Source organism: Psychroserpens sp. (assembly GCF_036960315.1).
Classification (GTDB): domain Bacteria; phylum Bacteroidota; class Bacteroidia; order Flavobacteriales; family Flavobacteriaceae; genus Psychroserpens.
Window position 1 is genome coordinate 1 of sequence record NZ_JBALVR010000010.1, and the last position, 12966, is coordinate 12966.

Consider the following 12966-nt stretch of genomic DNA (forward strand, 5'->3'; position numbering starts at 1 on the left):
ACAAAGAACGGCTGCCAGAACTGTTGAAAAGGAAAGTGTTAAGGATGTTATTATAAAAACAGTTGAGCCTCTTTCAGAAGTCCCTATACAGGCACCATCTATTATTCGGGAAGAGTTGGAAGAAGATTATACACCAACCTATTCTAACGCCATTAAATTGTCTGATAAAGATGTAAGTATCATTAAAAAGATATTAAGAACTGCTAAAACCTCCAACGATTACAACACTTTGATAAAACTTCGTGATAAAATGATTGAGGTATTAGAGGTAAATGAAGTCAAAGAAAAATCAAATTTAGAATTTATAAGTACCATATTAAAGGATTACAATTATTACCAACAAAAAAAACAATTAATTGTAACTCCACCAATTGTACTAGATACTAAAGAAGAAAAACTAGTTGAAACGGTTAAAGCTGCTGCTTCTACAAAAACTGTTATGACAGCAGCACCCACAAAAAAGGTGGTGCATCAACCAACGCCTTCAATTTGGGAACGATTTAAACAACGAAACCCTGATCTCGAAAAATTTATTGGGGAAAACCTAATCAACAAAATTGGTATTCTCATTTTGGTTTTGGGGATTAGTTATTTTGTAAAATTTGCAATAGATAAAAACTGGATCAATGAACCTGCTCGTGTAGGTATTGGTATTTTAGCAGGTAGCTTAGTACTATTTATAGCTCATAAATTGCGCCAAAAATATGCACCATTCAGTTCCGTTCTTGTTGCTGGAGCTATTGCTATTTATTATTTCACTATTGCCATCGCTTTTCACGAGTACAAACTATTTGGACAGGAAGTAGCATTTGCCATCATGGTGGTGATAACTGCTTTCAGCTGTTTGATTTCCATATCCTATAATCGTATGGAACTCGCCATACTATCGCTCATTGGTGGATTTTTAGTGCCATTTATGGTAAGTACTGGCAGTGGAAACTATGTTGTACTGTTTACTTATATCGCGATTTTAGATATCGGTATATTGGTGCTGGCCTATTTTAAAAAATGGCAATTGCTACATATTCTCGCTTTTGTATTTACCATCTTATTGTTTGGGACTTGGGTGATTAGTGATATGAATAGTGGTACGCCTCATTACTTGGGAGCCTTAATCTTTGCGTTTGTATTTTACTTAATTTTTATAATTACTAATATCATAAACAATCTACGTTCCAAAGGCAACTTCTCGAAAATACAGCTCGCAATGCTTACGATCAACAACTTTGTGTTTTATGGAATTGGCATGCTAGTTTTATCTGATTTTAAACCTGAATTCATCGGACTTTTTACAACCTTTTTAGCAATACTAAATATGGGGTATTCTCTGCTATTATACAAGAAATTTGGTTTGGATAAAAGAGGTATTTATGTATTAATTGGTTTAAGCTTAACTTTTATTACATTGGCTATTCCTGTTCAGTTTTCAGGAAATAACATTACTATTTTCTGGGCAATAGAAGCGGTCATGTTGATGTGGTTAGCACAAAAATCACAAATAAAAAGTTATCGCTTTGCAGCCGTTGTTGTGCAATTTTTGATGCTTGGAAGTTTACTGCTTGATTGGCTTGTCTATTTTACGAACACAGACTTATCAATAGTAATCAATCCTATTTTTATTGCAGGAATTTTAGTAGTCGCCTCACTTGTTGGCGTTAACTATCTATTGCGCCGCGATTCTGAAAAATTGTCTAAATTCGGTTTACAGTTCAATCCAATACACTATAGAAACCTAACACGTGTCCTTGCCATAATTACAGGTTATTTTGTGGGACTTTTTGAAGTGCTGTATCAATCACACCACTATTTTGAATTTAATGGGTTCTTGGCCATCTCAGTGCAATATCATTTACTCTTTACAGCGGTCTTATGTTTCATATTATATAGAAACAAAACTGCAGGTAATGATAAAATAATGACTGTCCTGGCTATTATAAACATTGTGGTATTTGCATTTATTTTTACCAGAATTCCTTTTTCAGAATTTCAAGAAAATATAGTAAATGCTACGAATAACCAAATCGCTTATTATCTGCATATGCTGTCCTTAGTCATTATTTTATATTTCTGGTATTTGGTGTATAATAGCAATAAAAGACAAAAGGTGTTTTCAGTCTTTAACGATAAACTAGCGCTATGGAGTGCTGTTTTTGTATTGGTCGTCTTAGCGAGTACCGAAGTGATATTACAAGGGCTTCATATGATGAATTTTTCGTTAGATCAATTGCAGTTAAGCAACAAATATGAGATGATCTCCTCAGCGAGATATAAAATAATAAAAACCGGACTTCCAGTTTTATGGGGAATCTTAGCCTTTGTATTGTTACTTTGGGGTATAAAAAAACAAATAAAACAATTGCGAATCATTGCACTGTCCTTGTTGGGGCTTACGATTCTTAAACTATTTGTGTACGACATTAGTAATGTTTCCGAAACAGGAAAAATTATTGCGTTTATTCTTTTAGGTATCCTCATTTTAATTATTTCGTTTATATACCAAAAAATAAAAGTATTAGTAATTGACGAAGACAAAAAGACCAAGAATGAAAAAATCGATTAAGTTATTCATAATGCTTTGTGCAGCTATGGCTTTTGGCCAAGATCATGCCGTCGAAGGCGAGATACATTCTGTGGAAGAAGATGGTTTGTATCGTATTCCTATTTCGCATAGCCTACGTTCTTACGCAACAACAGATTTACGTGACTTAAGAATTTGGGATACTAAAGGGAATCAAGTACCTTATTTCCTTCAGCCTGCCACTGTATATAAAAGAACTAAAGTTTCTGATTTTACGGAATTCCCCGTTATTTCAAATACAAGAATAGCAGATACAAGTGCCACCTATATATTTAAAAACCCTAATGAGACCATTGAACAAGCAGTGCTATTAATTGCTAATTATCAAGGGAGCAAAAGCTATCGATTGGAAGGGAGTAATGATCAAAAGCAATGGTTTGGTATTGTCAATAGGGGACAACTACATCAATTAAGTCATCCTAAACAAACCAGTGTTTATAAGGTGATTAATTTTCCATTATGTGCTTACCAATACCTTAAAGTTGTTTTTGATGACCGCAATTCATTGCCTCTAAACCTCTTAAAAGTAGGTGAAGCTACTGCAGAAACCGTCACCATAGTACCTATACCTATGGAAAAAATTCCAGTAAGCGCTATCGAATTTCTTGAAAAGGATCAGATCACACAAATCCATGTTAGTTTTGAAAGACAGGAAGTCAGCAATCAGATTCGAATAGATATTACTGGTCCTGATCTTTATAGTCGGAAGGCCACATTGTATGCCATACGAGAACGAGAAGTGAAACGCACGATGGAATCTTATCGACAGGTGTTAACGACGTTTTCTATACGTTCAGATAAAGATCTGGTTTTTGATATACCGACCTGTATAGAAAAAGAGGTGTATTTAGAAATTGACAATAAGGACAATCCCAAATTGCAAATTAAGGGGATTCATTTTTTGCAGGAGCCTGTTTATTTGGTAGCATCTTTAAAAGGACAAGAATCCTATAAAGTTACAGCAGGTAATGAAGAATTAAGCTTTCCTGACTATGATATTTCCGAGGTCACAAAACCTTTAAAAACGGCCTTACCTATTGCTAAAATAAGTTCTGTAACTTATGTGAAAGATGTAAAAACAGCAAAAAACGCAACGTCTTTTTGGCAACAACCTTGGTTTATGTGGTGCTGCATTGGTTTTGCGGCGCTTATAATTTCGTATTTTACCTATAACTTAATAAAGGACCTTAATAGTAATAAAGAGGACTAATTATGTGACGATGGAGTCACTGAACCAGAGGTAGTGTAAGAAGGAAGTGTTGTGTGTAAAACAACAATTAACTGTTATATAGCTTATTAACGCTATTTTTGTAGGTTTGACCAATAGGGATTTTATGCTCGTTGATTAAAACACGATTGCCTTCTATGAATTTTATTTTGTCTATAGCGACAATGAATGATTTGTGAATTCTTATAAAATTAGAAGGACTTAACATGTCTTCATAATGAGATATTTTTTCATGACTGACAAGCATTTCGTCATTCAAAAAAAGTTTAGTGTAGTTTCCGTAAGCTTCAATATATAACAAGTCATTTAAATCAATTTGGTGGTGTTTTTTATCACCTTTAACAAAGAATCGAGTAGGTGGCTCGTTAGCATTAGAAACTTCTTTAATAATGGTTTTTGGTGCTTGTGTATCGGATACTTTATTTACAGCTTTTACCAAGCGGTCAAAACTAAAAGGTTTTAAAATATAATCTATAACATTCAATTCAAACCCTTCTAGAGCATGTTCTTTATAAGCTGTTGTAATAATAGTTTTAGGTGGTTTAGTTAAGGTTTTTAAAAAGTCTAATCCTCTTAATTTGGGCATGTTTATGTCTAGGAACATAAAATCTATAGTATTTTCATTTAAATACTGCATGGCTTCCATGGCATTGTAACAATTTTTTTCCAATTGTACATGTGGTAACATACTACAAAATTCTTCTATAATGTCATGTGCTAATGGTTCGTCATCAATAATTATGTACTTAAGCATGTTTTGAAATTTTTAAAGTTGTTTTATAGATGTTACTCATTTTGTCAACAATTAACTCATGTTTTTGATTGTACAATAAAGATAGTCTTCTTTTAAGATTTTGCAATCCAATTCCTTTTGATTCATTTACCTCATTAGGATCAAAGTTATTCTCAATATCAAAATGGATATAATCTGCATCCTCATATAAATTGATATGAATAAAAGCGTTTTCGGTAAGCGTTTCTATACCATGTTTAAAAGCATTCTCTAATAGAATGATAAATAATAAAGGCGCTATAGTTGTATTAGCATCAATCGTATGATTGAAAGTAATCTCTACAGATTTTTTGTACCGAATTTTGTGTAATTCTATATAGTTGTTTAAATAGTCAATTTCATCGATAAGCTTAACCGTTTCTTTTTCTCCTTCGTAAATGGTATAACGCATCATGTCTGATAATTTTAAAATCACATCTGGCGCTTGTTCAGAGTTTTTAATTGTTAAGGCATATAAGTTATTTAACGTATTAAAGAAAAAATGAGGATTTATTTGTGCTCTCAGTAAAGATAATTCAGTTTTAGCTTTTTCAGCTTTTAAATTTTGAACCCATTTCCATTGCTCAAAAATCCAAACAAGAAACAAGATTGGAATGGGTATTAAGAATATGAAAAAAGGTAAATCTTCTTTAATCTTTAGATAGGCTTCCAAATCACCTGAAAAGAGTCTTAAATAGATGAAGTAAAGAAATAATGGCACATAAATGAATGTAATTAATTTCCAGTATTTTTTGATAAATGTGGGAACTAATACATAAGCAAAACCAACCCAAAACCCCATTAAAAGAATGAATGTAATAGGGTTGTCGGGCATTTTCATGTAACCATCGATAATAAAAGCAATAAAAAAGAGAACAAATAAACTAAGTACTTTAATTACTGTTTTCTTGTTCTTTTTAAAATGATGAACTGGCAATGCAATTACAATTCCCCAAAAGATGGCGTAAATAATGATCTCTAATGACCTTTCTTTTGGCAGAATAATAAAACCAAAATAATCTAGCAAATAGAATATTGGTATAATAATAATGAACCCAATTATAAAGGCTTTGTATTTCTTTAATAACTTAATCATAGCTCAAAAGTAAGTATGTTAAACTGTCTTAACAAGAAAATTGATACACGCTAACATAATTAGTACCAACACAACCATTTTCTGGACCAACGCGATTGATACTGTTTTTTACTAAGTATGACTTTATAAAAATACCTTATATCATATTAATTTGAAAGCACTATTCAATCACTTTATGTTTGTCTCAAATTAATACTAAAATCAAAATCATGAGAACTTTAAGCAATAATCAAATCACGAGTAAATTAAACAATACCAATAGTTTTAAATGGAATGCTAAAAGACGTTTTAGATAAAAAATCGCCCCTAGAAAGACATCAATCAAAAACAAACAAGTATGAATACTTTGAAAATCAACAATCTAAGTAAAGCTCATCCTAACGGCGTAAAGGTATTAGGGGGAATTAATATAAATATGGTCATGAGAAAAATTAGTATGATCACGCTACTAATGTTATGCTTAGTTAACGTAACAGCACAAAACAAGAATACTTCAATTCTAGAAAAAATAGAAGCGATAGATAAAGAGCTTAATACTGTTATAGAAAAAAGTAAAGCAGCTGGATTTGCTATTGCCATTGTAAAAGGTAACGACATTATATATGCTAAGGGATTCGGTTATAGGGACCTTGAAAATAAGTTGCCAGTTACTCCAAATACGTTATTTGCTATTGGTTCTACTACCAAAGCGTTTACAGCTTCGCTAATTGGAATTTTGGAAGACGAAGGAAAAATAGATTTAGACGAATCTCCAAGATTATACATTCCTGAATTACAATTTTTTAATTCGGAAATGGATGAACAAATAACTATTAAAGATTTAATGACACACCGTACAGGATTGCCACGTCATGATGGTTCATGGAGAAGCTTTGGACACGATTCAAAGGAAGAATTATTGACTCGAATAGCATTTCAAGAACCTATAGCACCTGTAAGAAACAAATGGGTCTACAATAACTTTATGTATTTTGTTCAAGGCGTTATTGTTGAACGTTTAACCGAACAATGTTGGAGGCAAAATATTGAACAGAAGTTCTTTAAGCCACTAGAAATGACAAATTCAAATACAAATCTCGATGCATTAAAGAAGAATCCACAATCGGCGATTGGCTATTATTTTGATGATGGTATAAATGCAAAGGTCGATTACTATGACATCGCTGCTATGGAGGCGGCAGGAAGTATAAACAGTTCAATTACTGATATATCTAAATGGATGATGGCTTGGTTGAATAACGGACAATACAATGGAAATCAAGTATTACCAAACGCATATGTTAAAGCGGCTATGAGTTCACAAATGATTATTACGGGGAAATTTCCTAGAGATACCGATCCAAGTACGTTTATGAATAATTATGGCTACGGATGGTTTGTAAAGTCTTATAAAGGACATTATCGTGCAGCTCATGGTGGTGGTATTGATGGCTTTACGGCTGAGATTGCATTGTTTCCTACTGACGATTTGGGAATTGTGATATTAACAAATCAAAACCAATCGGGACTCCCTCAAACTGTCAGAAATATGGTTTCAGATATATTATTAGATGCTCCTGAAACAGAAGACTGGATGGCACGATTAGAAAAGCTTGTTGAGCAGCAAACAAAAGTACAAGAAGCCAAAACTATCGAATCTATTAAGCCCGTTCATGCTATAGACCAATATACAGGAAACTACACACATAAAGGTTATGGAACATTTAAAGTGATTGTGAAAAACGATTCTTTGTTTGCTGAATTCCCTTTAAAAACGCTGTGGCTAAATCCTGTTCATCCTAGCGTATTTGAATCTTATTATGTTGTTGAGAATAAAGTCGAAACAAAAGATAAAGACAATAGCATCAAATTTATTACGGATTTCGAAGGCACGATTACTGGCTTAGAAGTAGCCATAGAACGAAGATTGGATCCTATTCTTTTTACTAGAGTACCTTTAAAAACAAGCCCAATAGATCAAGCAAAGCTATAGCCAATAAAGGCTTAAAATTTTTGGGAAATTAAACGCATCAATTTTAAAGTGAATAACGAATGTCAATAATTACTATAATTTTGAAAACAGTGTAACCCATATTGATTTCTATTCGTCTAAACACAAAATCATAAATCAATCATGAAGAAAACAATCTTTTTATTTTCAGTAATTACAATAATACAATTAGGAACATTCAATTTAAGTGCTCAAGAAAAAAAACAGTCAACAGCTCTTTTTTCTAAAATAGACACTTACTTAACCGCTGGTTCTAAAAATGGCTTTTCTGGAGCCATCTCTGTTGTGAAAAATGGAGAAATCATTATTAATAAAGGTTATGGAGAGGCCAATAAGGATACTAGAACTCTTAATAACCCAAACACTATTTTTGATATTGGTTCTAACACCAAACAGTTTACAGCAACAGCTATTTTAAAACTAGTTGAATTAGGAAAACTAAAACTAAATGATCCATTAAGTACCTTTTTCAAAAACCTACCACTAGACAAACAAAGCATCACTATACATCAATTATTAACACATACTGCTGGTTTTTTAGATTCTATAGGACGTGACTTTACAGAAATCTCACAAAAGGATTTTTTTGAACAACTTTTCGCGAGTACATTACTATCTATGCCCGGAGAAAAATATTCGTATTCTAATACGGGATATAGCACATTAGGACGAATCATAGAATTAACCTCTGGTCAATCGTATGAAGCTTTCGTTAACGAACATCTTTTTACTCCAGCAGGGATGTTTCAAACAGGATATCTTTTGCCAAAATGGAATGCAAAACAGATGTCTCATGGTTACAACAGAAATATAATAGAAACCGAGTCAACAATTACACGTTATCAAGAAGATGGTGATATCAATTGGCACTTAAAAGGTAATGGTGGAATTAACTCGACTCAAAATGATATGTTGCTTTGGTACAAAGCTTTAAAAACAAATATAATATTGACACCAGAATCATTTAAAAAATTAAGCACGCCCTATCCCTATACTTCGTCTCCTAAAAGCACGTCTAGTTATGGCTATGGCTGGGGAGTTAAAATAATTGAAAACAATGTTAAAAGGATTTCACATAATGGTTCTAATGGGACATATATGCATACTTTAATTTGGTACCCAAAAGAAGATATCTATATTACATATGCTACAAATGCAAATAGCGCCAAGGTAGAAGGTATTGCTTATGTTGTTGCAAAAATAATTTTGGACGAAAGCTATGTTCCAGAACCAATTATAAACAATGTATACTCCTTTGCAATGGATTACATAAAACAACATTCAACAGATAAATCGAATGCACTCCTTACATTGCTTCAAGAAAATTATGCTGATGACATAACAGACTCTAGGCTTTTAAATTCAATGGGGAATCTCTTAATAGGAAGGTTAAATGAAAATTTGGATTGGGCTTTAGAATTATTTAAACTTAATGTTGAAATGTACCCTAAAGATGGTAATCTTTGGGACTCTTTAGGTGATGGATATAAGGTAAATAATCTAAAAGAGGACGCCATAAAGAGTTATCAAAAAGCAATTGAATTAGGCTATAAAGATTCACAGAAAAAACTAACAGAATTAATTAAGAACTAGAAAAACAACTAATGCCAATAATGCACATAGTTCATTGCGCAGTCGCTTAATAAATTCTCTGGTAATCCTTGCGAATCTCCCGCACGTTTGCCTCCTCCCAAAATAAGAACTTAAGGACGTAACATTTCCAAAAATGAAATGGTTACGTCCTTTTTTTTGTTTTCAAACATTGGATTATACTTCAAAATTCACTGATTTTACTTGTCTAGACTAGAAAGTTGATAGACTCTATCATAATTAGTCCCAACACTACCATTATCTGGACCAACGTGATTGATACTGTTTTTTACTAAGTATGACTTTAGAAAAACACCATATATCATATTAATTAGAAATCACTGTTCATCCACTTTATGTTTGTCTCAAATTAATATTAAAATCACAATCATGAGAACATTAAGCAACAATCAAATCACAAGTAAATTAAACAATACCAATAGTTTTAAATGGAACTCAAAAAGACGTTTTAGATAAAAAACTACTGCTAAGAAATTCATCAATCAAAAAACGGCATTGTCGAGACTGCTGATTCGTAAGCTACGCTGCCAGCATTTGCTGGGTAAATTTAATCTATTCAACGCTAGCCATAGCCGCCACTTTCGTTATATAAAAACGTTGGCAATAATGCTATTCGAAATAATAAGTAACATTAATAAACTATTTAATAATAAACAAGATGAAACAGATATTAGTAATTCTAATGATTGCAATTAACATTTTCTCTGTTAAAGCTCAGAAGTCAATTCCACAACAAGCAAGTATTGATGCTATATTTTCTAGATGGGATTCTCCAGATTCTCCAGGAGGAACCGTGGGAATAATAAAAGAAGGAAAATTGATTTTTGCTAAAGGGTATGGATCGGCAAACTTGGATTATAACATCCCTAATGAATCTCAAACCGTTTATAGAATTGGATCGACATCTAAACAATTTACTGCTGCTTGTGTTATCCTTTTATCTCAACAAGGAAAGTTATCGCTAGAAGATAAACTGATAAAGTTCTTTCCCGACTTCCCAGCTTATGCGAATGATATTACCATCCAACACTTATTAAACCATACTAGTGGAATTAGAGATTATCCTATACTAGCACGACTTTCTGGTTTAGGAAGTGAAGATTTTTATACTGACCAAATAGTGAAAAAATGGTTAACGAACCAAGAAGAATTAAATTTTAATCCTGGAGATGAATATTTGTATAGCAATTCGGGATATTGGCTTCTTAGTGAAATTGTTAAAAGTGTAAGTGGTGTTACAATGGCAGAATATGCTGAGGAAAATATTTTCATTCCACTAGAAATGAATGATACGCATTTCCACAACGATCATAAACAAATTGTGAAAAATCGGGCATCTGGATACAGACCAAACAGACAAGGTGGATATTCTATAAGTATGACCACATTAGATATGATTGGTGATGGTGGTATATTTACTACCGTAGAAGATCTTGCAAAATGGGATGCTTCGTTTTATGGTTCTGAAATTTTAAATAATAACTTTTGGGGAAAAATGACGCGAGTCGGAACTTTGAATAATGGAAAGAAAATAACTTACGCTTCTGGCTTGGATGTAACCACTTATAAGGGGCTTAAAATCATTAAACATAGCGGTTCTATGGTTGGATTTACAGCAGAGATGATTCGGTTCCCTGAAGTTCAATTTTCAGTCATCATTTTAGCGAATAGAGCAGGCGCAAACCCTACACGGATGGCGTATCAGGTTGCAAATCTTTTTCTTGAAAACGAATATAAAAAAGAGAAAAGCACCGAAACAATAAATTCCGATTCTGAAGAGGTAAGTTTAAAACCAATTTCATTAACCAAAGAAGAACTTCAAGGTTTTGAGGGGGAGTATTGGAGTTCGAATAAGAAAATAAGCCGTAAACTCGAAGTGCTCAATGACACGCTCAATTATGTAAGAGATAATGGTAGAGCTACACAAATGTTCCCGATATCTAATGACAAATTTCAAATGATTGGTCCTAAAGTTCCAATTGTATTAGTGGTTAATTCTACAGTAAACCCTAAAGAGTTTTCTTTGAAATTACCAAACGAGCCTCTTTCTACGTTCGTTGCATATACACCTTTAACCTCGTATAGCGCATCAGATTTAGACACCTATTCAGGGGATTACTATTGCGCTGAATTAGATGTTGTTTATACCCTTAAAGCTGAAGAAAAAGGCATTATGCTTTATATTAATGGAAATTTTGTTGGTTCAGTTAAACAAGTTATGAAGGATCTGTTAAGCCGGAATTCAAGGATGACCTTTGAGTTTAATGAAACTAGAGATATGTTTAGATTGTCAATGGTTAGAGTTAAAAACTTAAAATTTGTAAAACGATGAAGTACTACTATCAACTAAGGTAGTCGTTGCTCAAGCCTTTAAAAAAAGATATATAATCATCCAAAAGCCCTTTTCTAATGGGCTTTTGTTTTTTATAATTGTTCTAAACCCACAATTTAAAACATTGGATTATACTTCAAAATTCACTGGTTTTACTTGTCTAGACAAGAAATTTGATAGACTCCATCATAATTAGTACCAACACTACCATTTTCTGGACCAACGCGATTGATACTGTTTTTTACTAAGTATGACTGTAGAAAAACACCATATATCATATTAATTAGAAAGCACTGTTCATTCACTTTATGTTTGTCTCAAATTAATATTAAAATCACAATCATGAGAACATTAGGCAACAATCAAATCACAAGTCAATTAAACAATACCAATAGTTTTAAATGGAACGCTAAAAGACGTTTTAGATAAAAATTGCCGCTACAAATACATCAATCAAAAAACAAACAGGTATGAATACATTACAAATCAATAATCTAAGTAAAACTTATCCTAATGGCGTAAAAGCATTAGACGACATCAATTTAGAAATCACTAATGGTATGTTTGGTTTATTAGGCGCAAATGGTGCTGGGAAATCGTCGTTAATGAGAACCATTGCTTCTTTACAAGCGCCTTCAACAGGTAGCATTTCATTTAATGGTACAGATGTGGTCAATCAACCACATGATATTAGAAAACAATTAGGATACCTGCCTCAAGAGTTTGGTGTATACCCAAAGATTTCCGCGGAAAAATTACTGAATCATTTGGCGGTTTTAAAAGGAATATTAAATAAAAAAGATAGAAAGGAACAAGTAACAGCATTGTTACAGCAAGTCAATTTATATCAACATAGAAAAAAATCTGTCTTTACGTTTTCTGGCGGAATGCGTCAACGGTTTGGAATAGCCCAAGCGCTATTGGCTAATCCACAAATAATTATTGTCGATGAGCCAACAGCAGGTTTGGATCCAGAAGAAAGCAATCGCTTTTTAAACTTATTAAGTGAAATAGGAGAGAATGTCATTGTCATCTTATCGACACACATTGTTGAAGACGTAAGAAACTTATGTCCTAAAATGGCTATACTTTCTAACGGACAAATAATTTCGGAAGGAAATCCAACAGAATTAGTGGCAACAATCGATGGTAAGATTTGGACTAAAATCATTCCTAAAAAAGACATTGAAATTTATAAAAAAGCTTTTGATGTTATCTCTATAAAATTGGTGTCTGGAAAAACTCAAATTAGAGTATTATCAGAAAAAAAACCAGAAGAAGCTTTCGAATTAATCATACCCAATTTAGAAGATTTTTATTTCGCTACACTTTTTAATAATCAATCTAAAAACTCTTAAG

Annotated in this window: 8 protein-coding genes; 6 read left to right on the top strand and 2 right to left on the bottom strand. The window is 32.7% G+C overall.

The window, feature by feature from the left end; genetic code table 11:
* Positions 1–250: 250 nt before the first annotated feature.
* Entirely contained in the window at positions 251–2560 is a 2310-nt protein-coding gene (locus V7719_RS14975) for a DUF2339 domain-containing protein (protein WP_442969095.1), read from the top strand.
* Positions 2544–3788, top strand: coding sequence for a DUF3999 family protein (locus tag V7719_RS14980; protein ID WP_335730748.1), 1245 nt, complete (start codon positions 2544–2546; stop codon positions 3786–3788). Before V7719_RS14975 ends, V7719_RS14980 begins: the two co-directional genes overlap by 17 nt.
* 67 nt (positions 3789–3855) lie before the next feature.
* On the opposite strand, the gene V7719_RS14985 is transcribed toward V7719_RS14980, so the two are convergent.
* A complete protein-coding gene (locus V7719_RS14985) occupies positions 3856–4560 on the bottom strand; it encodes a LytR/AlgR family response regulator transcription factor (RefSeq protein WP_335730749.1) in 705 nt (234 codons plus the stop codon).
* The gene (locus V7719_RS14990) at positions 4553–5674 is read right to left on the bottom strand and encodes a sensor histidine kinase (protein WP_335730750.1); all 1122 of its coding nucleotides are present in this window, start codon (positions 5672–5674) and stop codon (positions 4553–4555) included. Before V7719_RS14990 ends, V7719_RS14985 begins: the two co-directional genes overlap by 8 nt.
* Positions 5675–6011: 337 nt before the next feature.
* Between V7719_RS14990 and V7719_RS14995 the strand changes: the two genes are divergently transcribed.
* The 4 genes from V7719_RS14995 (at position 6012) to V7719_RS15010 (ending at position 12965) form a co-directional block, all read left to right on the top strand.
* Positions 6012–7646 carry a serine hydrolase gene (locus tag V7719_RS14995; RefSeq protein ID WP_335730751.1) on the top strand — a complete coding sequence of 545 codons (1635 nt, stop codon included), beginning with the start codon at positions 6012–6014 and terminating at the stop codon, positions 7644–7646.
* 141 nt (positions 7647–7787) lie between these two features.
* Complete coding sequence (locus V7719_RS15000; protein ID WP_335730752.1) at positions 7788–9257, top strand: serine hydrolase domain-containing protein; 1470 nt, start codon at positions 7788–7790, stop codon at positions 9255–9257.
* A gap of 676 nt (positions 9258–9933) precedes the next feature.
* Positions 9934–11607 carry a serine hydrolase domain-containing protein gene (locus tag V7719_RS15005; RefSeq protein ID WP_335730753.1) on the top strand — a complete coding sequence of 558 codons (1674 nt, stop codon included), beginning with the start codon at positions 9934–9936 and terminating at the stop codon, positions 11605–11607.
* 470 nt (positions 11608–12077) lie between these two features.
* Positions 12078–12965, top strand: coding sequence for an ABC transporter ATP-binding protein (locus tag V7719_RS15010; protein WP_335730754.1), 888 nt, complete (start codon positions 12078–12080; stop codon positions 12963–12965).
* Position 12966 lies beyond the last annotated feature (1 nt).